This window comes from Nissabacter archeti (genome assembly GCF_018257325.1).
Taxonomy (GTDB): Bacteria; Pseudomonadota; Gammaproteobacteria; order Enterobacterales; family Enterobacteriaceae; genus Chimaeribacter; species Chimaeribacter arupi.
Map to the genome: position 1 here is coordinate 61,457 of NZ_JAERKB010000011.1, position 23,427 is coordinate 84,883.

Sequence of the window (23,427 nt, forward strand, 5' to 3'; positions counted from 1 at the left end):
ATACTGTCACCCATTCTGAGGCACACTTCGCAGGTATGATCAGGCGCGGTGGCGTGCTAAAATGATTGGTTTAGTATCGTAAAAATTAACTCATTGTGGAGAGTCGACATGGCCAGCAGAGGCGTAAACAAAGTGATTCTTGTCGGGAATCTGGGCCAGGATCCGGAAGTGCGTTACATGCCGAGCGGCGGCGCTGTGGCGAACATTACCCTGGCGACATCTGAATCCTGGCGTGACAAAGCCACCGGCGAGCAGAAAGAGAAAACAGAATGGCACCGTGTGGTGCTGTTCGGCAAACTGGCGGAAGTGGCGGGTGAATACCTGCGCAAGGGTTCTCAGGTCTACATTGAAGGCTCCCTGCAAACCCGTAAATGGACGGACCAGTCCGGCCAGGAAAAATACACCACGGAAGTGGTGGTGAACGTGGGCGGCACCATGCAGATGCTCGGCGGCCGTCAGGGCGGCGGTGCACCGGCAGGCGGCGGCCAGGCGTCCGGCGGCAACAACGGCGGTTGGGGCCAGCCTCAGCAGCCGCAGCAGAACAACCAGTTCAGCGGCGGCCAGCAGTCCCGTCCGGCCCCGCAGCAGAACCACGGTTCTTCGAACAATGCCCCGATGAACAACGAACCGCCGATGGATTTCGACGACGACATCCCGTTCTGATCCGGCGCATGGCGTATCCGGCCATTAAAAACCCTGCTTCGGCAGGGTTTTTTTATGTCTGCCGTCCGGCACCCTAAAAGAATTCTTAATATTTATTAGATTAAATAATAAAAAAACACATTAAAACAAACAAAATACATCTGTTCAGAATCATTTCAGCGTTTAACTTTTTTGGCGCAGGGGCAGGGCGGTTTTTATTCAGTCCGGGAGGAAGGCCGGTGAAAAGAAGGCGGTGGACATCACACCGCACTGCGGTACCGTTAAAAAATCATTCAGGACATTTATATTAATAAAACTGAAGCAGCCCGGCAGACCGTTAGGTTTTTTTGCTGCCGATGTTCCCTTTTTGTAAAAAAACATCGCTACAGGAATATGATAATTTGATCCATGTTAAGGTTAATTTTTTTATTAATCATTTTCTTGCTCCTTATTAGTGGGATTGGTAAAAACTGACGGCATTTATATGCATCACGGTTTGAATGACTCTCCCGGTATTTTTACCGGGATAAGAGCCGTGCGATAAATTAAACCTGAAGGAGCATTTATTATGAAGTTAAATAGACTGGCGCTGTCGTTAATGGTGATATTATCCGGCACGCCATTTATTTCCTCTGCCGCCACGCTGGTGGCGAATGACGACACCAATACCATTTCGGGTTTAGACAGCAGCCAGATGCTGTCAGATGACAATGGTGAACGGTGGATTGCCTATACTGATGAAAAACAAAATGATTTCCCAGGAAATAAAACGGTGGTCGTGGCGGTTAAAGACACGAAGGCCATTAATTCAGAAATGTATGACCCGGCTTTATCATACCCGACTACCGGTACCATGGTCCGTTATAACGGCTATTACTGGACCAGCAAATGGTGGGTAAACCCCGGCGAAGTACCGGGCAGTAATGACGTCTGGCAAAATGCCGGGGAGATAAAAATTCAGGAATTGGGTACCTTTAAATTTACGCCTTATACCGGGCAGGCGGCGATTGATTTCCAGAAAAAACAGAAAGACGCACTCGCCGCGCAGCGTAAAGTGGCAGGTTATTTCCCGGAATGGGGCGTTTATGATGCCCATAATAATTTTACGCCGGATAAAATTGACTACAGCACACTCACCCAAATTAACTATGGTTTTGCCGTGGTAAAAAATGGCCAGGTCGTGATGCATGACACCGAACAAGGGCCGAGATTAATTCGTGAGCTTAATGATCGCACCGCGGCAGCCGGTGTCCGCCATGTCATCTCCATCGGCGGCTGGAATAACTCAGAAGAAGGGGCGTTTGAAGCGGCAACCGCCACCCCGCAAGGTATCGAAACCCTCGCGAAAAGCATGGTCGACTATATGCTGGAGTGGGAGTTTGACGGGATTGACGTTGACTGGGAATACCCGGATGCGGATAACGAGAAAGAGGCCTTCACTAAGCTTATCCAGTCCGTGCGCAGCAAGCTGGATGAGCAAGGGATGAAGGATGACACCTATTACTCGCTCTCGGCGGCGGTGACCACCAATCACAACAAGATCGCCTACACCAACCCAGCAGTGACCGCGCCGCTGCTGGATAACGTCAACGTGATGGCGTATGACTTCCACGGCGCGTTCGAGCCTGTTACCGGCCACAACGCCCCGCTTTACGCCAACACCCAGGATCAGGATCAGCTGTTTAACGTCGATTCCGCCATGAAAGAGTATGTGAATACCTGGAAGGTGCCGAAGTCCAAACTGCTGATGGGCATCCCGTATTACGGCCGCGGCTGGGGCGACGTCGACCCGATACAGGTCGTCAATGGCCTGCCCGGCCTGTTCGCGCCCGGCAGCGCCACCGTGCACGGCACCTGGGATGATGTCGGCCAGAACACCGGCACCCATCCGTGGTACGTGCTGAAAGAGAAAGCGGCCAGCGAGGAGTATGGGCGTTATTGGGATACGGAATCCAAAGTGCCGTATCTCTATAGCCTGGAGAAAAAAGAGTTCCTGACTTATGACGACCCGGAATCGATCCGCAATAAAGTCGATTACATCAACCGGGAAGGCTACGGCGGTGCGATAGTCTGGGACATCAGTGGTGATACGCCTGACCATGAGCTGGGTAAAATTGTCCAGGATGCGTTCAAAACCCTGACGCCGGTGAAAGAGTTCAAGATCGTCATCCCACCGGCGTATAACGGCCCCTCTATCCAGGTGTTGCTGAGCAAAGAAGATCAAACCACCAAGAAATTCGTGGTCTTCGTGAACGGCAACTATGCCGGACACACAGAGAACGGTACCGTCTACTACGGCAGTAAACAGGCTAAAGGGGACGATGTCGAGGTGCTGTTACACTGGGGACTGAAAGCCGGCGACGTGGTCGACATCCAGCAGGATGACAAGATCAACCCGCCGGTTGTCCTGGAGAAATTCACCGTCACGCAGGATATGCTGAAGTTCCCGGAAGCGACGAAAGCCCAGAAACAGGCTGTTAAATTGTTTGTTGATAAAAACGACGACAATGCCGTGAAACTGACGTTAAGCAACGAGGACCAACGCAACCGTAAGTTTGTGGTCTGGAAAAACAACGTTTACCTGGGGCATACCGATCGCGGTTCGGTCTACTACGGCAAGAAAGTGGTGGAGGGGCGTAATACCACGGCGATCTTCCGCACTGCATTGAAAGCCGGGGATGTGCTGGAAGTCCGGGAAGAGAACGGCGTCAGCGCGCAGGTGCGGTTTGATATGTTCACCGTGACCCAGGATATGCTGAAATAAGCGCCTCCGTGCGCCTGTTCAAAGCCATTCCCGGCCGGGAATGGCTTTTTTACGTCTATTAACTGCTCGCTGCTTCTGCATCAGCCGATGCTTTTTTCCATCTGTGCGGCCGGGGCGCGTGCCTCGCGTTTTTTGCGGTGCACCCAGAACGAGCTGGTGACTACCACGGCGGCGAGGATCAGGGTGGCGAGCACCTGCCCGCGCTGGTCAGGCATAAACAACATGCAGACCAGCATCACCACGATAAATGCAATCACCGCCAGCGTGATCCACGGGTAGCCCCACATGCGGATCGGCATCTGTGATTTACGCAGTTGGGTGCGCATCCGCAACTGCGACACCGCAATCACCAGATAGACCAGCAGGGCAATGCAGCCGGTGCTGGCGATCAGGAAATCGAACACGTTTTTCGGCGCATAATAGTTGGCGATAACTGTCAAAAACGCCGCGATGGTGGAGAGCATCACCGCCATGTACGGGGTTTTCACTTTGTTGGTCTTGCGGGCGGCCGCCGGGGCGTCGCCGCGTTTGCTCAGGGAATAGAGCATCCGGGAGGCGGTATAGAGCGCGGAGTTCAGGCAACTGCACACCGCCAGCAGGATGATGCCGTCCATGATCGGCTTGGCATACGGGATATGCAGCGACTCCAGCACCGACTGGTAAGAGCCGAGGGTGGTCAGGTCGTGGCTGTTCCACGGCACCAGCGTAACGACCATAAAGATCGAGCCGAGGTAGAACACGGTGATGCGGCCAATTACCGAGCGGGTAGAGCGCACCACATGCTCCGCCGGGGAGTCGGTTTCGGCCGCGGCGATGGTGACGATCTCGGTGCCCATAAAGGAGAACATGGTGATCAGCACCGCCGCCAGCACCGCGCCGATGCCGTGCGGCATAAAGCCGCCCTGGCTCCACATCAGTGACAGCCCGGCATGTTCGCCTTTCGGCAGCACGCCGATCAGCGCCAGCGTACCCAGGGCGATAAAGGCCAGAATGGCGATCACCTTGGTCAGCGCGAACCAGAATTCAAATTCGCCGTAATTTTTCACGTTCAGCAGGTTACTGCCGGTCAGCGCCAGGGTGATCAGCAGCGAGAACAGCCAGACCGGCACGCCGTCTACCCAGCTGTGCAGAATGGTGGCGGCGACGTTGGCTTCCAGCGGGATAACCAGCACCCAGAACCACCAGTAGAGCCAGCCGATGGTGTACCCGGCCCACTTGCCGATGGCGCGATCCGCGTAAGTGGAGAAAGAGCCGCTGTCCGGCGAGGCGGCGGCCATCTCGCCCAGCATCCGCATAATCAGCACCACCAGCAGCCCGGCGATGGCGTAGGCGATCAGGGCCGCCGGGCCGGCCAGGGCCACGGCGCTGCCGGAGCCGACAAACAGGCCGGCACCGATCACGCCGCCGATGGACAGCATGGTGATATGGCGGGATTTCAGGTTGGTATTCAATTCACTGGCGTGTTGACTCATAAGCTTCCCTTACTTTCCTGTTTGTGCCGTACACGCAAACAGGAAAATGTCGTGATGTGGTTAATGGCGTCGTGCGGTGAATCACTGCCTGCCGGAACCGGGCGCGGCGCGCCCGGCAATGGGCGATTTACCGGCTGGTGTCAAAGCAGAGGTATTTCAGTTCGAGGTACTCCTCCAGCCCGTAGCGCGAGCCTTCACGGCCGAGCCCGGACTGCTTCACCCCGCCGAACGGCGCGACTTCATTGGAGATGGCCCCGGTATTGATCCCGACCATGCCGCTCTCCAGCGCTTCGCTGACCCGCCACTGGCGGTTGGCGTCACGGGTGTAGAAATACGCGGCGAGGCCGAACTCGCTGTCGTTGGCGTAGCGCACCACCTCCTCTTCGGTATCAAACGGGATCAGTGCCGCCAGCGGGCCAAAGGTCTCCTCGTGGGCGACACGCATGGAGGGCGTCACACCGGTGAGGATCGTCGGCTGGAAGAAGGTGCCGCCGAGCGCGTGGAGTTTGCCGCCGGTCACCAGCGTCGCGCCCTGGCTGCACGCATCATCAATATGCTGCTGCACCTTGGCGACGGCGGCATCGTCAATCAGCGGCCCCTGGTTGCTTGCGGCGTCACGGCCATCCCCCACCTGCAACTGCGCCACGGCGTCAGTCAGGTGGCGCACAATCTCCGGGTAGATGCCGCGCTGCACATAGATGCGGTTGGCGCAGACGCAGGTCTGGCCGCTGTTGCGGAATTTGCTCGCCATAATGCCCTGCACCGCGGCGGCCGGGTCGGCGTCGTCAAACACCAGGAACGGTGCGTTGCCGCCCAGCTCCAGCGACAGCTTTTTAATCGTCGGCGCGCATTGCGCCATCAGCAGGCGGCCCACGTCGGTGGAACCGGTAAAGCTCAGCTTGCGGATGACCGGGCTGGCGCAGAGCGTTTTGCCGACCGCCACGGCATCCCCCTGCACATGGATAAGCAGATCTGGCGGCAGCCCGGCGCGGCGCGCCAGGTTCTCCAGCGCAAAGGCGGTGAGCGGTGTCTGTTCCGCCGGTTTGACGATCATGGCGCAACCGGCAGCCAGCGCCGGGGCGGCCTTCCGGGTGATCATCGCCGCCGGGAAATTCCACGGCGTGATGGCGGCACAGACCCCAATCGGCTGTTTCAATACCAGAAGGCGCTGATGCGCCTGCGGCGGGGTGAGCACGTCACCCTGCACCCGGCGTGCCTCTTCGGCAAACCAGCGGATAAACGAGGCGGCATAGGTAATTTCGCCGCGCGCTTCGGCCAGCGGTTTGCCCTGCTCGGCGGTGAGGATCTCCGCCAGCGCGTCACGCTCGGCGAGAATCAAGTGATACCAGGCCAGCAAAATGTCCGCCCGCGCCAGCGCGGTCTGCGCTTTCCACGCTTTTTGCGCCTGTTCGGCACGCTGGATCGCCGCGGCCACATCGTCGGCGTCCTGCTGTTTGACCCAGGCGATCACGCTGCCGCGTGACGGGTCGGTGACGTCAATAAACCCGGCCGGGGTCGGCTGGCCGGCGTCCGGCCGGCGAACCAGCGGATGGTCGAGTAACGGGGGTAATGTGCTCATGCGGGCCTCAACGTGCGGTCAGGGAGTGGCTGAGGATCTCCATCGCCTGCTGGAACTGGGCGTCAGGGATGGTCAGCGGGTAAAGGAAACGGATCACGTTGCCGTGCTGGCCGCAGGAGAGCAGCAGCAAACCGGCCTCCATCGCGCGTTGCTGGATGGCGGCGCACAGCGCCTTGTCCGGTGCGCCGGTGGCCGGGTCGCAGAACTCCACCGCAATCATTGAGCCAAGGCCGCGGATGTCGGCAATCGCCGGGTTCTGCTGTTGCGCCAGGCCCAGCACCTCACGCAGGTGCTGGCCAAGGTGTTCAGCACGTTCACACAGGTTCTCTTCCTGAATCACATCCAGCACCGCATGGGCGGAGGCGATCGCCAGCGGGTTCCCGGCGTAGGTGCCGCCCAGCCCGCCGGGGGCCGGGGCGTCCATCACCTCAGCACGGCCACAGACGCCGGAAAGCGGCAGGCCGCCCGCCAGGCTTTTCGCCATGGTGATCAGATCCGCTTTCACCTCCGGGAAGTGCTCCATCGCAAACAGCTTGCCGGTACGGGCAAAACCGCTCTGCACCTCATCGGCGATCAGCAGGATGCCGTGCTGGTCACACAGGGTGCGCAATTCACGCAGGAACGCGGCAGGCACCGGGCGGAAACCGCCTTCGCCCTGTACCGGCTCCAGAATAATCGCCGCCACCTGATCGGGCGCGATGTCACAGCTGAACAGCTGGTCGAGGCTCGCCAGGGCATCTTCGATGCTGACGCCGTGCTGCTCGCTTGGGAAACGGGCATGGAACACGGACGGCGGCATCGGGCCGAAATCACGCTTGTAGGGAGCGACTTTGCCGGTCATCGCCATGGTCATCATGGTGCGGCCGTGGAAGGCGGCAGTGAAGGCGATCACGCCGGGGCGGCCGGTGTGGGCGCGGGCAATTTTCACCGCGTTTTCCACCGCTTCCGCACCGGTGGTGAAGAAGGTGGTTTTGGCCGGGCCGTCAACCGGGGCCAGCGCATTCAGGCGCTCTGCCAGCGCGACATAGCTCTCATACGGCACCACCTGATAGGCGGTGTGGGTGAACGCCTGCAACTGTTTCTCTACTGCGGCGATGATTTTCGGGTGGCGGTGGCCGGTGTTCAGCACCGCAATGCCCGCCGCGAAATCGATCCACTGATTGCCCTCTTCATCCCACAGCGTGGCATTCTCCGCGCGGTTTACAAAAAAGTTACACATGACCCCCACGCCACGTGGGGTGGCAGCGGCTTTGCGTTCGTTAAGTTGCTGATGTTTCATGGTGTTCTCCAGGGGCGGGCGGGCCGCCGAAATAACGTGCATCAATGTTGTTAATTATTAACAGGGTCTATTAACATCAAGCGAGAGCCACTTACGGAAAACGGAGGGAGCCAATTGCGATCTTTACACGCAGATCTGCTTTTACAGCGGTTGCAGCAGACCACCGGCGGCCAGTTGCGGCTGCGGGTCTGCCAGTGCCTGCGCACGGCAATGGCGGACGGCAGCATCCCGCCCGGCAGCCGCCTGCCCGCCACGCGTGACCTGGCGCGGGAGCTGGGGGTATCACGCAACACCGTGCTTTATGCCTATGAGCAGTTGCAGGCAGAAGGCTATTTGCAGGCGAAGACCGGCAGCGGCACCTCCGTGGCGGAGATCCTGCCGGACAGCTACCTGACCGCCACCGCCGGGCAGCCCGGCAGCCCGCACCGCTATGTGGATGAGGTGGCGCTGTCGCGGCGCGGCAGCAAACTGATGGGTTACGCCAACGCCTCGCCGCACCAGTGGGGCGCGTTTGTGCCCGGCGTGCCGGATGTGCGCGAGTTCCCGCACGCGCTGTTCAGCGCCATCCAGCGGCGGATCAATCGCGATCCGCTGCACCATCACCTGACTTACAGCCACCAGGGCGGCAGCTATGATCTGCAACAGGCGCTGGTGGAGTATTTGCGCGTCACGCGATCGGTGCAGTGCGATGTGGATCAGATCCTGATCACCGAGGGCACCCATCAGGCGATGGATCTGATCGCCAAAATGCTCTGCGATCCGGGGGATCGCGTCTGGTTCGAGGAGCCGGGCTACTGGGGGGCGCGCAACGTTTTGCGCATCAACGGGGCGGACATCCTGCCGGTGCGGGTCGACCAGCATGGCCTGGTGCCGCTGGCGGGCGGCAAAGGGGCGTCGCCGAAACTGATTTTCGTCACGCCGTCGCACCAGTACCCGCTCGGCGCGGTGATGAGCCTGCCGCGCCGCAAACAGTTGCTGGCGCTGGCGCGGGAGCAGGGAAGCTGGATCATTGAGGATGACTACGACAGCGAATTCCGTTTCGCCGGCAACCCGATCCCGGCGTTGCAGGGGCTGGAGCCGGATGCGCCGGTTATCTACCTCGGCACTTTCAGCAAAACGCTCTACCCGGCGTTGCGCATCGGCTACATGGTGTTGCCGAAACCGCTGGCACCGGCAATGAAACTGGCCTGCGCCGAGTTGTTCCGCGGCGGGCATTTCCTGATCCAGACCGCGCTGGCGCAGTTTATGCGCGAAGGGCACTACAACGCCCACATCCGCCGGATGCGCCTGCTGTATGGCCGCCGCCGCGCCTATCTGGTGTCACTGATTACCCGCTACCTGGGGCCGGAGTTCCTGCATGAGTATGACCACGACGCCGGGCTGCACCTGGTGCTGGTGCTGCCGAACGGCTGTGACGATGTGAAAATCGCCTCCCATGCCCTGCGGCGCGGCGTCAGCGTGCGGCCGCTGTCACAATATTTTATGCATCGCCAGTCACGGCGCGGGCTGCTGCTGGGCTTTGCCTGCGTGGAGGAGAGCGCGATGCTGCCGGCGTTTAATGTGTTGCGTGACTGCCTGATCAAGGCGGGGCTGTGTCCGGCGGAGCCAAATTCAGCTAACGTATAATCAGGGTGCAGAACAGGGGAGGCGGGCGTGCAGGGCGTACCAGAGCAGTTTGAGTGTGAAACCGACCAGGCGCAGTTCCGGCAGCTTTCCGGGTTGCCGGGGGTGGAGCTGTACCGCGCGCACATCAGCCGCCATGTGTTTGAGCCGCACACCCACGAGGCGTTCGGCATCGGCACGATCGAGGCGGGCGCAGAGCGTTTCCGCTACCGCGGCGTGCAGCATGTGGCGGGGCCGGGGTCGCTGGTGCTGATGAACCCGGACGAGCTGCACACCGGCCAGGCGGAAACCGACGAGGGCTGGCGCTACCGCATGATCTACATCGACCCGGCGACGTTGGCAACGCTCTCCGGCGAGCCGGGCTGGTGGTTCAGCCATGAGGCGGTGCGGCGCGATCCGCGCACCGCGCAACAGCTGGCGATGACGCTGGCGGCGCTCTGGCAGAGCAACGATGCGCTGGCGGCTGACGGCCTGATGCTGTCACTGGTGGATCTGCTCCGCCCGCACGCCCGGCGGCCGCTGCCCCCGCCGCCGGATGCGGCGCACCGGTTTGACCGGGTGAAAGCCTGCCTGCACGCCCGCTTTGCCGAACCCCTGACACTGGCGGAGCTGGCGGCCGAGGCCGCGCTCAGCCCTTACCATTTCCAGCGCCAGTTCAAGGCGCATTTCCACGTGACGCCGCACCAGATGCTGATGGCGATCCGCCTCTACCGCGCCAAGCTGCTGCTGGCCGCAGGCGTCAGTGCGGCGCAGGTGGCCGCCGACGTCGGCCTGACCGATCAGGCGCACCTGACCCGCGCCTTCGCCACCCGTTATGGCGTCACCCCGGTGCGCTACCAGCGGGCGGTGATGCGCCGCTGACGCCAATGCGCAAGCTGCTACAATACCGGCCGCGTGGCCTGCGTTAAGGTAGGGTTTTTCACGCAGGAACCGTAAAGATTATGATGGCAGGTGTGCTGTTTGCCCTGGCCGCAGGGCTGATGTGGGGGCTGATTTTTGTCGGCCCGGTGGTGGTGCCGGAGTACCCGGCGATGTTGCAGTCAGCCGGGCGCTATGTGGCGTTCGGGCTGATTGCGTTGCCGCTGGCGTGGGTTGACCGCCGCCGGGTGCGGCAACTGACGCGCAGCGACTGGAAAGAGGCATGCAAACTCAGCGCGGTGGGCAACCTGCTCTATTACGTCTGCCTGGCAGGGGCGATCCAGCGCACCGGCGCCCCCATTTCCACCATGATTATCGGCACCCTGCCGGTGGTGATCGCGGTCTCCGCCAACCTGCTGTACGGGCGGCATGAGGGGCGGCTGGCGTGGCACCGGCTGTTGCCGTCGCTGCTGCTGATCGGCACCGGGCTGTGTCTGGTGAATATCGCGGAGCTGCGCGGTGACGGCGGCCCGCAAAACATCGGGCGCTACCTGAGCGGCATCGGGCTGGCGCTGGTGGCACTGGTCTGCTGGACGTGGTACCCGTTGCGCAATGCCCGCTGGATGCGGTCACACCCGCAACACCGCGCCGGCACCTGGGCCACCGCGCAGGGGCTGGCGGTGCTGCCGATGGCGCTGGTGGCCTACGCGCTGGCCTGCGGGCAGATGACGCTGACGCATGACCCATTCCCGCTGCCGTTCGGCCCGCGGCCGGGGCTGTTTATTGCGCTGATGGCGGCGATTGGCCTGTTCTGTTCCTGGCTGGGCACGCTCTGCTGGAGTGAGGCGAGCCAGCGGCTGCCGACGGTGCTGGTCGGGCCGTTAATCGTGTTCGAGATCCTGGCCGGGCTGGCTTATACCTTCCTGCTGCGCCAGAGCTGGCCGCCGTTGCTGACGCTGTGCGGCATCGCCTGCCTGATGATCGGGGTGGTGAGTGCGATGCGCATCAAGCCGGAACCGCTGCCGGCCTGATGCGCAACCGGCTCAGTGGGCGGGGTGTTGCGCAAGCCAGCGCTGCATCCGGTCTATCTCCGGCTGTTGCGCGGCGATGATCTCCTGCGCCAGTTTGCGCATCGCCGGGTCTTTGCCATATTTCAGTTCAGTTTTTGCCATGTCGATGGCGCCTTGGTGGTGGGCAATCATCCCTTGCGCAAAGGCGATGTCCGGGTCGTCAGACTGGATCGCCTTCATCATGTCGCCGTGCATGGTCTCCATGCCGCGTGCATACGCCTGCCGGGACGCAGAGTCAGGCACTGCGCCGCTGTGGCCGTTATGGTCTGCCGTGCCGCCGGGGGCCGCACAGGCCACCAGCGGGGCCAGCAACAGGCCCGCGGCCCAGGCTCGGTAACTACGCATCTTCTCTTCCTCCTGTGAATGAATCCGCCACCACGGTAAACCTTGCCCTTAGGGCAAGGTCAAGGGCGCGTCACGGTTTCTGTGATGCGGTGACGTGCAGATCGTTGCGCTCCAGCGTGACCGGCCGCCCCTCCTGCGCCGAGCGGTAGATCGCCTCGATAAACACCTGATCCTGCAAGCCCTCTTCGCCGGGCGTACGCGGCGCGCTGCCGTTGCGCACGCAGTTGGCAAAGTGCTCAATCTCCAGCACAAACTGCGGCCCGGCACTCAATTTGCGCTCCTCAAGCGATTGCGCCTCGCCCTTGCGTTGCGCCACCGTCAGGCGCTGGCCGCTGTAGGCATAGGCGTTGTCGAGTTTCACCCAGCCGTTTTCCAGCCGCACCGTCATCTCTTTGCCCTCATGCGCGCCATAACTGGTGACACAGTGGGCAATCACGCCGGAGCGGAAGCGCAGAATAAAGCTGATGGTCTCTTCCACTTCCGTGTAACGCGGGTCGCCGGTGGGGTTGACCGCCTGCGCATACACCTCGATCGGGTTCTCGGCCAGCATCATGCGCACGCCGTTGAGGCAATAGAGGCCGATGTCCGGCAGTGCGCCGCCGCCCGCCAACCCGCCTTTGAAGCGCCACTGGCCGTCCGGCCCCATCATCTGCACGTTGGTCGCCTCAATGATGCGCGGCCGCCCCAGCTCGCCGGACTGCACCAGCCGCGCCGCCTCTTTATTGAAGGCGTCAAACTGGCAGCGGTAGGCGATCATCAGCTTTACCCCGGCATCCCGGCAGGCATCAATCATCTGCTGCGCTTCGGCGGAGGTATTCGCCATCGGTTTTTCACACAGCACATGTTTTCCGGCGGCGGCTGCGGCCAGCACATGGTCGCGGTGTAACCCGTTGGGCGTGACAATATACACCGCCTGAATCGCCGGGTTGTCGGCCATCTTGTGCATCTCGTCATAGCTGTAGATCGCGTCCGGGCTGATGCCGTACTGCGCGGCCACCGTCTCCGCTTTCTCCCGGTGGCCGGAGACCAGCGCCACCGGGTGGGCATTTTTAGCGCGGTGCAGCGCCGGCAAAATCTGGTTCAGCGTCAGCCGCCCCAGCCCGACCACTGCGAACCCGACCCGCTCATCAGGCGGCAGGGCGACCGGCGGCGACGGCTCCGGGGTATCGGCCGCCCCTTTCCAGTCCGGGAAAGTCACCTGGTCACCGTTCACCTGGCCGCTGTCGATGCCGGACGGCGGCAACGGCGCAGCGGCCGCCGGTAACGCATGGCCGATGGCCGTCGCCGGGCCGCGGTTCTCATAAGGGAACGTCTGCTCATCACTCATACTGCCTCCAGTCAGGGCGGGGGGTAAGTAGAGACTATAGACCATGGGGCAGGGGCAGCAGGGGGCGGGGAAAGGTGCGAGAGGGGCCGTAAAATCAGGCACTGGGCAGCGCCCCCGCTGTAACATCATGGCGCGTTGTCATAGAGGAAATATTAAAATGGGTACTTTTCAGTTAAGACATAAATTTGAGGATTATACCGAAGCTGAATTTTTAGCCTTGGTCGAAACCATTTGTAGTGCTGAGGGTGGCGAAAAATATCAGGATGCGCTTATTACTAATTTTGACATCGTGAGTGAGCACCCAGAGTCAACAGACTTGATTTTCTACCCTGAAGATCCAGACATCACATCAAAAGGTATCGTTGATCAGATTAAGGCATGGCGTCAGGCAAATGACAAACCCCTCTTTAAAACCAGTTGATTGAGAGATATTTTCACGTCTCACCGCTTAATTAAACATTTCTGGTGCTGCAAGAGTCCTGAAATAAACCATATACATTTTGTGAGCATTGCCGTTAGGAAGAGGGAAACGAACCTTATGAGCCATGAACTGCTGAAATTTGCTAAACGTTTTGTATCTGGGGAAATATCTGCCGATAGCTTTGCTGATCCCTATCAGGCGATGTGGAAACGGGAAGGTAATAATGGTTTGCTGCTTCAGGATGATCCTGCATTGAGTGAAAAGTTATCTACAATTTTCTGTCTGGCAGATCAATACAATCCTGATAGCGACCGTCATCCTTCTGAGTTTGGTGCTGATGAGTTGAAAAAGCGGATAGAAGATGTGATTGCCCAATGAGTCATGACTCTCACAAGAGTACACTTTAGGGTGATTTTTCTATGTGTTTTTAAAAAAACGTTTGTAAATCAGGCCACCTTCCGGTGGCCTGATGTCTGTGGGCTGAACACGCCTGTGGCGCTATTTTACGCTGTCTGCCACCGGCGTTGCCGCAAGCTCGGTCGCCGGGATCACATGGCCGGGCCAGTCGCTGCTGATGCGGTCGCCAATCTGTGCCGGGGTCATCGGGCGGCCGAGCAGGAAGCCCTGGAGGGTGTCGCAGCCCAGGCGGCTGAGGAACGCCTGCTGTTCCACCGTCTCGACCCCTTCGGCCACCACTTTCAGGTTCAGCGTCTGGCCGAGTGCAATAATCGCGGAGACGATGCTGGCATCCTCGTTGTTGGTGGTCAGATCGTTGATAAACGCCCGGTCGATCTTCAGCTCGCTGGCCGGCAGGCGCTTCAGGTAGAGCAGGCTGGAGTAGCCGGTACCGAAATCATCAATCGACGCTTTCACCCCCAGGCTGGTCAGCTCGTCCAGGATCGCCACGCTGACGTCCGGGTTGAGCATGGCGGTGGTTTCCGTCACCTCCAGCGTGAGTTTTTCGGCCGGGATCTGGTGGCGGGTAATGATGCTGACCACTTTTTCCACCAGATCCGGCTGTTCAAACTGCAATGCCGACAGGTTCACCGCAATGCTCCACTCCGCATGTCCCTGGCGGTGCCATTCGCTGAGCTGGCGGCACGCCTCGTTCAGCACCCATTCACCCATCGGCAGGATAAGCCCGGTTTTTTCCGCCAGCGGCAGGAACACCGCCGGGCTGAGCATCCCGCTGCCGGGGCGCTCCCAGCGCACCAGCGCCTCAAACCCGCACACCGGGCCGGACGGCGCCGTGAATTTCGGCTGGTAGTGCAGGCGCAGTTCGTTGCGCTCAATCGCCAGCCGCAGGTCATGCATCAGTTGCAGCTGCTCCTGCGCATTCACATTCATCGATTTCTGGAAGAAGCTGTGGCCGTTACGGCCGGAATTTTTGGTGTGGTACATCGCTGCGTCGGCGTTCAGCATCAGTTCCCGTTCGGTGATGCCGTCGCTGGGGTAAACGGCGATGCCGATGCTGACTGAGACCAGCAGCTCGTAGCGCGACACATTGAACGGCTGCTCAATCAGCATCACCAGCTGGGCGGCCAGCGTCGCGGCGTCGGCCGGGTCACGGATCTCCATCAGCACCACAAACTCATCGCCGCCGAGGCGCGCCAGGGTGTCCTGCGCACGCAGGCTGCCCTGGATACGGTGGGTCACGGCGATCAGCAACTGGTCGCCGATGTGGTGGCCGTAGGCGTCATTCACCGCTTTGAACCCGTCCAGATCCATAAACAGCACGGCAAACAGCTCGCCTTCGTGCTCCGCTTTCTGCAACGCCTGCTGGATGCGGTCCTCCAGCAGCAGCCGGTTCGGCAGCTTGGTCAGGTTGTCATGCAGCGCCAGTTGCATCAGCTCACGGTTGGCCTGTTCGAGGGACTGCGCCAGAATCGCCGTGCGCGCCTGCAGGCGCGCATCCAGCACCGATACCACCAGGGTGATCGCCAGCACCGCCAGCGTAAACACAATCACTACCACGGCCAGCCAGTTGGTGTTCACCCCGCTGTGGTGGTGCGCCATGTTACCCATCATGTGGAAGTGCGCGGCCGCCATGCCGGTGTAGTGCATCCCGACAATCGCCACGCCCATGACGATCGCCGCCAGCGCGCGCAGCAATTTCACGTTGTTGATCTGGGTGCGCAGGCGGAACGCCATCCACAGCGCGGCCGCCGAGGCCAGCACCGCAATCACCACCGAGAGCAGCACCCAGCGCGGATCGTAATTCATGCCCGGCATCACGCTCATCGCCGCCATGCCGGTGTAGTGCATCCCGGCGATGCCGCAGCCCAGAATCAGCGATCCGGCCACCAGCCGGGGCAGGGTCAGCGCGGCGGCGGTGACAAACCAGAGTGCAAACAGCGACGACGCGATGGCAATCAGCATCGACAAGCCGGTGATCAGCGGGTCATAACTGATGGAAACCGGCAGGCTGAACGCCAGCATCCCGATGAAATGCATCGACCAGATGCCGATGCCCATCGCGACGGAACCGCCGCCCAGCCACCAGCGGGAGGCCGTGCGATCGGTCGTGGTGACGCGCCCCACCATATCCAACGCGGTATAGGACGCAAGAATGGCCACGATGAATGAAAACAGCACCAAAACATCGTTGTAACTGCTGGCAAGCATAACTTGCTCTCCACATAACAGGGCTAAGGGCAACCCCCGCCCCGTTATTGCAGCGCAATATCGGTCAGGCGATCGCCGGGAAAAGGATTAAACATCACATAACCTTAACAATGAGGGGGTTAGCCACGCGGCCGGCGGCGATTTTGGTTAAGTTTAATTATGTGATATTTCAAACTGGTGCAGCGATATTAGCGACTTTTTCACCAACGTTAAACAGCCGTAACCGTTCTATTGCTCAACATGGAGAAAGTATAAAATAAAAACATTATTTATCATTGATAAGCCAAGTTTAGATGATATTCGGCGGTCTATTTGGCTTTAACCGCGATGAATAAAGGCGGGCGCGGGGAGAGGGAGAACGCTATCCTTTGAATTAACGTACATTACTGCAACAAAAGGAGCGAGGCATGATCACCGTTCACCACCTCAATAACTCTCGTTCACAACGTATTTTGTGGATGCTGGAGGAGCTGGGGGTGCCGTACCAGATCGAACGCTACCAGCGCGACCCCCATACCATGCTGGCGCCGGAGGCGTTGAAGAAAGTGCACCCGCTGGGGAAATCGCCGGTGCTGACCGACAATGACCTGACGCTGGCGGAGTCCGGCGCAATCATTGAATATTTGCAGGAAACCTACGATGCGCAGGGGCTGCTGAAACCCACCGATCATTTTGCGCGCCAGAGTTTCCGCTACTGGCTGCACTATGCCGAAGGTTCACTGATGCCGTTGCTGGTGATGAAACTGATCTTCAGCCGCCTGGGCAAGCCGCCGGTGCCGCTGCTGGCGCGGCCGATTGCCGGGGCGATCGGCAAAGGGGTGCAGAAAGCCTACCTGGACAAGCAGCTCGCCACCCACCGCGGGTATCTCGAAAACCATCTGGCGGAAAATGCCTGGTTTGCCGGGGCGGATTTCAGTGCAGCGGATATTCAGATGAGTTTCCCGGTGGAGGGGCTGAACGCCCGGGGCGGGCTGTCAGGCTGCCCGCACCTCAGCGGCTGGCTGAAGAAAGTGCAGGCGCGGCCCGCGTACCAGCAGGCGCTGAAACAGGGCGGGCCTTACCAGATCGCCGGCTGAGCGGCGGCAAAACCGCCTGCGCTCAATACATTCTTTTCCCGGCACCGACGAAATCCTGGCCGAGCTTTTGCAGCAGGCTGTTCACCCACAGCAGGCTTTTACGGCGCAACGTCGGGCGTGTCACCGCAGGCGCAGGGGCGCGGGCGGTGTCGCCGGATGTCAAAGTCAAAGACGTTTTCATAAGGGGCCTCCGGTTGTCGGGAAATGGCGCGCAAGCGCGATGAAATGTGATGTGTGTCACAAGAAAAGGGTACGCTGAAGAATTCACCAGATCAATAGTTTTGTGATTGCCATCACAAAAATAATGAAACCTTGTTTTACCCGGCACAAGGGCCGGTGGGGCAGCGGAGTTGCGCAACAGACGCGGTAAATTTCCGCGCTTTCCGCTCTTTTTCTGCCCTGAATAAGATGTGATGCGGCTCGCATTTTCCTTCCTGCCGCTTTAATGCGCAAACAACGCGAAAATGTCGTGATTCAGAGTTGAAAAAGCCTGCTGTGACACCGGATAATCGTTTGCTTTTTATTGATCGCCCATTTTAATAACGTCAGGCGGGTACAGAGTTAATCGTTTGCCTTGTTTTCTGGCCTCTCTTACAGAAAACGCGGTGCCAGGGAAGTAAACGGACGGACACGACGCCTTAACGACACTACGCACCGACATTCCAGGATCACCTTCAGAGGACATCAGCATGTCTAGCAATAACACCCAAGCGGGCGGCAAGGTTCAGCCGACCGGCCCGCTGGATGCATTTTTCAAAATCAGCGCCCGCGGCAGCTCCGTGCGGCAAGAGGTGGTCGCCGGGCTGACCACATTCCTGGCGATGGTGTACTCCGTCATTGTGGTGCCGGGCATGTTGGGCAAAGCGGGCTTCCCGCCGGCGGCGGTGTTCGTCGGCACCTGTCTGGTGGCGGGCATCGGCTCGCTGCTGATGGGGCTGTGGGCCAATCTGCCGATGGCCATCGGCTGCGCCATCTCGCTGACCGCCTTTACCGCGTTCAGCCTGGTGCTGGGCCAGCACATCAGCGTGCCGGTGGCGCTGGGTGCGGTGTTCCTGATGGGCCTGCTGTTTACCCTGATCTCCGTGACCGGCATCCGCGCCTGGATCCTGCGTAACCTGCCGATGGGCGTGGCGCACGGTACCGGCATCGGTATCGGCCTGTTCCTGCTGCTGATCGCCGCCAACGGCGTCGGGCTGGTGGTGAAAAACCCGATCGACGGCCTGCCGGTGGCGCTGGGTGATTTCACCTCGTTCCCGGTGCTGATGACGCTTATCGGCCTGGCGGCCACCATCGGGCTGGAAAAGCGCCGGGTACCGGGCGGCATCCTGCTGGTGATTGTGGCGCTGTCGGTGATCGGGCTGATTTTCGACCCGGCGGTGAAATACCAGGGCCTGTTTGCCATGCCGTCCCTGACGGATGCCAACGGCAACTCCTCCATGTTCAGCCTCGACATCATGGGCGCGCTGAAGCCGGTGGTGCTGCCGAGCGTGCTGGCGCTGGTGATGACCGCCGTGTTTGACGCCACCGGCACCATCCGTGCGGTGGCCGGGCAGGCGAACCTGCTGGACAAGCAGGGGCAGATCATCAACGGCGGCAAAGCGCTGACCTCTGACTCCGTGAGCAGCATGGTGGCCGGGCTGGTGGGCGTTGCCCCGGCGGCGGTGTACATCGAATCCGCTGCCGGCACGGCCGCCGGCGGCAAAACCGGCCTGACGGCGGCGGTGGTGGGCGTGCTGTTCCTGCTGATCCTGTTCCTGTCGCCGCTCTCCTATCTGGTGCCGGGCTACGCAACGGCCCCGGCGCTGATGTATGTCGGCCTGCTGATGCTGAGCAACGTCACCAAGCTGGACTTCACCGACTTTGTGGACGCGATGTCCGGCCTGCTGTGCGCGGTGTTTATCGTGCTGACCTGCAACATCGTCACCGGCATTATGCTCGGCTTCGGCGCGCTGGTGATTGGCCGCGTGGTGGCCGGTGAATGGCGCAAACTGAACGCCGGCACGGTGATCATCGCCGTATTGCTGGCCGCGTTTTACGCCGGTGGCTGGGCGATCTGACGCCGCCGCCACACCCAGGGGAGCCCACCGGCTCCCTTTTTTTATGCCTGTGATTTCCTCTCCGGCGGCACATTCGGCCAAAGCGCACGCACGGGTTTAACAGCCCGGCGGTTCTGGTCTACTATCACCCCTGCGAATGCCGGGCCGCCTGCGCCCGGCTGAAAGTGATAATGACAAGAGCCCAAGGAACGCATGGAAATCTTTTTTACAATCCTCATTTTAATTCTGGTGGTGTCACTCTCGGGTGTCGTGACCAGAATGTTACCCTTCCAGATCCCACTCCCCCTGATGCAGATTGCGGTCGGTGCCTTGCTGGCCTGGCCGAATTTCGGCCTGCATGTCGATTTTGACCCGGAGCTGTTTCTGGTGCTGTTTATCCCGCCGCTGCTGTTTGCCGATGGCTGGAAAACCCCGATGCGTGAGTTCCTGCACCACGGCCGCGAGGTGCTGGGGCTGGCACTGATGCTGGTGCTGCTGACGGTGGTCGGCATCGGTTACCTGATCTACCTGATGGTGCCGAACATCCCGCTGGTGGCGGCGTTCGCGCTGGCGGCGGTGCTGTCGCCGACCGATGCGGTGGCGCTCTCCGGCATTGTCGGCAAGGGGCGCATCCCGAAATCGATCATGGGCGTGCTGGAGGGTGAGGCGCTGATGAATGACGCCTCCGGCCTGGTGTCGCTGAAGTTCGCGATTGCGGTGGCGATGGGCACGATGGTGTTTACCGTCTCCGGCGCGACGGTGGAGTTCCTGAAAGTGGCGGTCGGCGGCCTGCTGGCCGGGGTCGCCGTGACCTGGCTCTACAGTAAATCGCTGCGCATCATGAGCCGCTGGAGCGGGGATGACCCGGCCACGCAGACGGTGTTCCTGCTGCTGCTGCCGTTCGCGTCCTACCTGATCGCCGAGCATATCGGCGTCTCCGGCATTCTGGCCGCCGTCGCCGCCGGGATGACCATCAGCCAGTCCGGCGTGATCCGCAATGCGCCGCTGGCAATGCGGCTGCGCGCCAACGGCGTCTGGTCGATGCTGGAGTTTGTGTTCAACGGCATGGTGTTCATTATGCTCGGCCTGCAACTGCCGGGCATTCTGGAAACCTCGATCCTGATGGTGGAAAACGACCCGACCATCCCGACCTGGCAACTGTTCGCCGATGTGGTGCTGATCTATATGGCGCTGCTGATGCTGCGTTTTGTCTGGCTCTGGTCGATGAAAAAGCTGAGCAACCGCCTGCTGAAAAAGCGCCCGCTGATGTTCGGCAGCTACAGCACGCGGGAGCTTTGGGTGGCGTCGTTTGCCGGGGTGCGCGGGGCGATTACGCTGGCCGGTGTGCTCTCTATCCCGTTGTTCCTGCCGGATGGCGAAGCCTTCCCGTCACGCTACCAGCTGGTGTTCCTGGCGGCCGGGGTGATCCTGTTCTCGCTGATTGCCGGGGTGATTGCGCTGCCGTTCCTGCTGCGCGGGGTGAAAACGGTGGATAAATCCGTTTATAAGGAAGAGGAGCACATGGCGCGCGCCGTGGCCGCTGAAGTGGCGATTGAGAGCCTGCACAAGATGGAGGAGCGCATCGCCGCGGATGCCGAAGAGAACATCGACGAGCAGACGGTGCGTGAGGTCAGCTCGCGGGTGATCGGTAACCTGCGCCGCCGCACCTATAACAAGGATGATATGGAAAACATGCTGATGGTGGAGAACCTCGAGCGCCGCTTCCGCCTGAACGCGCTGCGCGCTGAGCGGGCAGAGCTGTACCATCTGCGCGCCACCCAGCGCATCAGCAACGAGACGCTGCAAAAACTGCTGCATGACCTCGACCTGCTGGAAGCGTTGCTGGTGGAAAAAGAGGTGTAACCCCTCGGTGCGGGCCACAGCCCGCGCCGTTATTGACCCAGCGCCACGCGGGCTGCGTGGCGCGTGGCGTACCGTACTGACCCCGCCTCCCTGAGTTTCCCCTGCAATAACAGATGACACACCGACGCCTGCGGCCGGTTCAGCCGGTGTTGCAGCAGGTGTACCGCCTCAATGCCCAGCTCCCGGCACGGCACCGCAATGCCGGTGATGGGGATGCCTGCGCTGTTTTCCAGATGCCAGCTGAAGTCAGTGGTCATCAGCGACATCTGTTCCGGCACCTGCACCTGACGCCGCGCCAGCACGCGCAGCACGCCGGTCGTCATGCCCATGCTGCCGGGGAAAATCACTTCCGGCCAGCAGGCGGGCGGGTGCGACGCCAGCCACGCCTCCAGCGCCTGTTCCGCCTCTTCCGGCGAAAACCCTTCAGTGATGATCACATCCTGTTGCGCATCAAAGGGCACGCTGAAATGGCGGTAAGCGTCCTGGATGCCGTGCAGCCGGGTGTAGAGCGTTTTGCGGCGCAAACAGGTCAAAGACAGCATCCGCCGGTGGCCGCGTTCGAACACGTGGCGCGCGGCGTTGAAGCCGATGGCGTAATGGTCGGGTGAGACGGCGTCGAGTGCCGTCTCCCGGTCGTGGGTGTTGATCAGCACACAGGGCTTATTCAGCGCCGCTGCCAGTTTGAAGATGGTCGGGTCATCGGTGCCGATGATGATCACGGCGTTGATGTGCTTGTCTCCGGCCTTGTCCAGAAAGGCTTCGATATCCGCGTGCTCCTCTTCCAGCCCGCAATAGCTCAGGTAAACGTTGTGCGCCGCCAGCGCCTCGGCGATGCCGCGCGTCACTTCCAGGTAGAACACATCACCGCGCGCGTTGAAGGTGCGGCCCGGCGCGAACACCGCCACGCCGTCAATCAGCAGCCGCCCGCAGGCCAGGCCGTCCAGCACGCCGAGCCGCCGTGCGCAACTGATGATCGCTTCCCGCGCGCGATCGCTGGTGTAGGGTTTCCCCGCCAGCACGCGTGACACCGTGCTGACGGAAAACCCCGTCAGGGCGGCGATTTTATCCATCTGTAGCTTTCCCGGCATGATGTGACCCCGCTCGCAATAAATTTCTGCAAATATTCTTAGAGGTAATTTACTGATTTTACAACCAAATCTGGGGCATGGGGCGGTTGGCGTCGCGGCCTTGCGATTCCTCTCACACATTCCGTTTGTCGCGCTTCCCCCGCTTCATTATGTTCCCGCTATCCCCCACGCAGTGGAATACAGGTGAGTTATGGAGAAGCTACGTTTTGGCATTATCGGCATCGGCAATATCGGCACCGTCCACGCCCGTTACCTGCTGGACGGCGTGATCAGCGAGGCCTGCCTGGCGGCGGCCTGTGATAACGACCGCAGCAAACACCCGGCGATCCGGCGGCTGGTGGGCGAGGGCCTGCCGCTGTTTGAGGACGCGGAGGCGATGATCACCAGCGGGCTGATTGACGCGGTGATCGTCGCCACACCGCACTACGACCACCCCCGGCTGTCGATGCTCGCGATGCGCCACGGCCTCCATACGCTGTGCGAGAAACCGGCCGGGGTCTACACCGCCCAGGTGCAGGAGATGAACGCCTGCGCGCGCACCTGTGACGTGGTGTTCGGCATTATGTACAACCAGCGGCCCAACCCGCTGTACCAAAAGGTAAAAGCGCTGATTGATGGCGGCGAGCTGGGTGAGATCCGCCGCTCTAACTGGATCATCACCAACTGGTACCGCTCGCAAAGCTACTACGACGCCGGGGGCTGGCGCGCCACCTGGAAAGGCGAGGGCGGCGGCGTGCTGCTGAATCAGGACCCGCACCAGCTCGACCTCTGGCAGTGGCTGGTCGGGATGCCGGTGCGGCTGCGCGCGTTCTGCCAGTTCGGCAAACACCGGCAGATCGAAGTGGACGATGAGGTGACCGCCTACGCCGAATACGCCAACGGGGCGACCGGGGTGTTTATCACCACCGTGGCAGAGACACCCGGCACCAACCGGCTGGAGATAACCGGCGATCGCGGCAAAGTGGTGGTGGAAGAGGGGCGGCTGCGCTACTGGCGGCTGTGCGAGCCGGAACCGGCGTTCAACGCCCGCTGGCGGAACGGTTTCGGTGAGCCGGAGTGCTGGGAAATCACCATGCCGGTGGCCCCGGCGTGCAGTGACCACCACGTCATCACCGCCAATTTCTGCGCCGCCGTGCTGCGCGGCGAACCGCTGATCGCACCCGGCGTGGAGGGCATCCACGGCCTGACGCTCTCCAACGCCATGCACCTCTCCACCTGGACGGATGATTGGGTCACGCTGCCGCTGGACGAGGCGCACTATCTGGCGCTGTTGCAGCAGCGCATCAATGCCTCGGTGGAGAAGCCCGCCGCCAACCGCACGCTGGATGCCGGCGGCACCTGGTAAACCAAGGGGGAACT

General features: G+C 60.8%; 18 protein-coding genes and 1 pseudogene. 11 read left to right on the forward strand and 8 right to left on the reverse strand.

Annotated features, from left to right (window positions below; translation table 11 throughout):
* Positions 1-108: 108 nt before the first annotated feature.
* A complete protein-coding gene (locus JK232_RS16030; RefSeq protein WP_072932982.1) occupies positions 109-663 on the forward strand; it encodes a single-stranded DNA-binding protein in 555 nt (184 codons plus the stop codon).
* A 547-nt stretch (positions 664-1,210) separates the two neighbouring features.
* Positions 1,211-3,406 (forward strand): glycosyl hydrolase family 18 protein, encoded by a 2,196-nt coding sequence (locus JK232_RS16035; RefSeq protein WP_212589399.1) that lies wholly within the window; start codon positions 1,211-1,213, stop codon positions 3,404-3,406.
* A gap of 158 nt (positions 3,407-3,564) precedes the next feature.
* Here JK232_RS16035 and gabP read toward each other — a convergent pair.
* The 3 genes and pseudogenes from gabP to JK232_RS16050 all read right to left on the reverse strand — a co-directional run.
* Positions 3,565-4,878: pseudogene (gene gabP / locus JK232_RS16040) on the reverse strand (GABA permease); the annotation flags it as partial.
* A 127-nt stretch (positions 4,879-5,005) separates the two neighbouring features.
* Positions 5,006-6,457 carry an NAD-dependent succinate-semialdehyde dehydrogenase gene (locus tag JK232_RS16045; protein ID WP_212589400.1) on the reverse strand — a complete coding sequence of 484 codons (1,452 nt, stop codon included), beginning with the start codon at positions 6,455-6,457 and terminating at the stop codon, positions 5,006-5,008.
* A gap of 7 nt (positions 6,458-6,464) precedes the next feature.
* A complete protein-coding gene (locus JK232_RS16050) occupies positions 6,465-7,736 on the reverse strand; it encodes a 4-aminobutyrate--2-oxoglutarate transaminase (protein WP_072932995.1) in 1,272 nt (423 codons plus the stop codon).
* 114 nt (positions 7,737-7,850) lie between these two features.
* On the opposite strand from JK232_RS16050, the gene pdxR reads away from it, so the two are divergent.
* The 3 genes from pdxR (at position 7,851) to JK232_RS16065 (ending at position 11,248) form a co-directional block, all read left to right on the forward strand.
* The gene (gene pdxR, locus JK232_RS16055) at positions 7,851-9,362 is read left to right on the forward strand and encodes a MocR-like pyridoxine biosynthesis transcription factor PdxR (protein WP_072932997.1); all 1,512 of its coding nucleotides are present in this window, start codon (positions 7,851-7,853) and stop codon (positions 9,360-9,362) included.
* Between the two features lie 27 nt (positions 9,363-9,389).
* Positions 9,390-10,220: an AraC family transcriptional regulator gene (locus JK232_RS16060; RefSeq protein ID WP_101857610.1), complete on the forward strand. Its 831-nt coding sequence runs from the start codon at positions 9,390-9,392 to the stop codon at positions 10,218-10,220.
* Positions 10,221-10,300: 80 nt separating this feature from the next.
* Complete coding sequence (locus JK232_RS16065; RefSeq protein WP_072933001.1) at positions 10,301-11,248, forward strand: DMT family transporter; 948 nt, start codon at positions 10,301-10,303, stop codon at positions 11,246-11,248.
* 12 nt (positions 11,249-11,260) lie between these two features.
* Here the strand turns inward: JK232_RS16065 and copM are convergent, their stop codons facing one another.
* Together copM and JK232_RS16075 are read right to left on the reverse strand one after the other, a co-directional pair.
* Positions 11,261-11,632 carry a CopM family metallochaperone gene (gene copM, locus JK232_RS16070; protein ID WP_072933003.1) on the reverse strand — a complete coding sequence of 124 codons (372 nt, stop codon included), beginning with the start codon at positions 11,630-11,632 and terminating at the stop codon, positions 11,261-11,263.
* Positions 11,633-11,702: 70 nt separating this feature from the next.
* The gene (locus JK232_RS16075; protein ID WP_212589401.1) at positions 11,703-12,959 is read right to left on the reverse strand and encodes a Gfo/Idh/MocA family protein; all 1,257 of its coding nucleotides are present in this window, start codon (positions 12,957-12,959) and stop codon (positions 11,703-11,705) included.
* Between the two features lie 157 nt (positions 12,960-13,116).
* Between JK232_RS16075 and JK232_RS16080 the strand changes: the two genes are divergently transcribed.
* Positions 13,117-13,380, forward strand: coding sequence for a bacteriocin immunity protein (locus tag JK232_RS16080; protein ID WP_212589402.1), 264 nt, complete (start codon positions 13,117-13,119; stop codon positions 13,378-13,380).
* 117 nt (positions 13,381-13,497) lie between these two features.
* The gene (locus JK232_RS16085) at positions 13,498-13,758 is read left to right on the forward strand and encodes a colicin immunity domain-containing protein (RefSeq protein ID WP_101829020.1); all 261 of its coding nucleotides are present in this window, start codon (positions 13,498-13,500) and stop codon (positions 13,756-13,758) included.
* Between the two features lie 120 nt (positions 13,759-13,878).
* Here the strand turns inward: JK232_RS16085 and JK232_RS16090 are convergent, their stop codons facing one another.
* Complete coding sequence (locus tag JK232_RS16090) at positions 13,879-16,005, reverse strand: putative bifunctional diguanylate cyclase/phosphodiesterase (protein ID WP_079205342.1); 2,127 nt, start codon at positions 16,003-16,005, stop codon at positions 13,879-13,881.
* Positions 16,006-16,412: 407 nt separating this feature from the next.
* Here JK232_RS16090 and JK232_RS16095 point away from each other — a divergent pair, with 407 nt between their 5' ends.
* On the forward strand, positions 16,413-17,081 hold the full coding sequence (locus JK232_RS16095; RefSeq protein ID WP_072933353.1) for a glutathione S-transferase family protein: 669 nt from the start codon (positions 16,413-16,415) through the stop codon (positions 17,079-17,081).
* A 22-nt stretch (positions 17,082-17,103) separates the two neighbouring features.
* Here the strand turns inward: JK232_RS16095 and JK232_RS16100 are convergent, their stop codons facing one another.
* A complete protein-coding gene (locus tag JK232_RS16100; RefSeq protein WP_212589403.1) occupies positions 17,104-17,262 on the reverse strand; it encodes a hypothetical protein in 159 nt (52 codons plus the stop codon).
* Between the two features lie 508 nt (positions 17,263-17,770).
* On the opposite strand from JK232_RS16100, the gene JK232_RS16105 reads away from it, so the two are divergent.
* Together JK232_RS16105 and JK232_RS16110 are read left to right on the forward strand one after the other, a co-directional pair.
* Positions 17,771-19,138, forward strand: a complete 1,368-nt coding sequence (locus tag JK232_RS16105; RefSeq protein ID WP_072933355.1) for an NCS2 family permease — start codon at positions 17,771-17,773, stop codon at positions 19,136-19,138.
* Between the two features lie 192 nt (positions 19,139-19,330).
* A complete protein-coding gene (locus tag JK232_RS16110) occupies positions 19,331-20,980 on the forward strand; it encodes a Na+/H+ antiporter (RefSeq protein ID WP_072933358.1) in 1,650 nt (549 codons plus the stop codon).
* Positions 20,981-21,009: 29 nt separating this feature from the next.
* Here the strand turns inward: JK232_RS16110 and JK232_RS16115 are convergent, their stop codons facing one another.
* Positions 21,010-22,068: a LacI family DNA-binding transcriptional regulator gene (locus JK232_RS16115; RefSeq protein WP_072933360.1), complete on the reverse strand. Its 1,059-nt coding sequence runs from the start codon at positions 22,066-22,068 to the stop codon at positions 21,010-21,012.
* A gap of 190 nt (positions 22,069-22,258) precedes the next feature.
* On the opposite strand from JK232_RS16115, the gene JK232_RS16120 reads away from it, so the two are divergent.
* Positions 22,259-23,413 (forward strand): Gfo/Idh/MocA family protein, encoded by a 1,155-nt coding sequence (locus JK232_RS16120; RefSeq protein WP_212589404.1) that lies wholly within the window; start codon positions 22,259-22,261, stop codon positions 23,411-23,413.
* Positions 23,414-23,427: the final 14 nt, after the last annotated feature.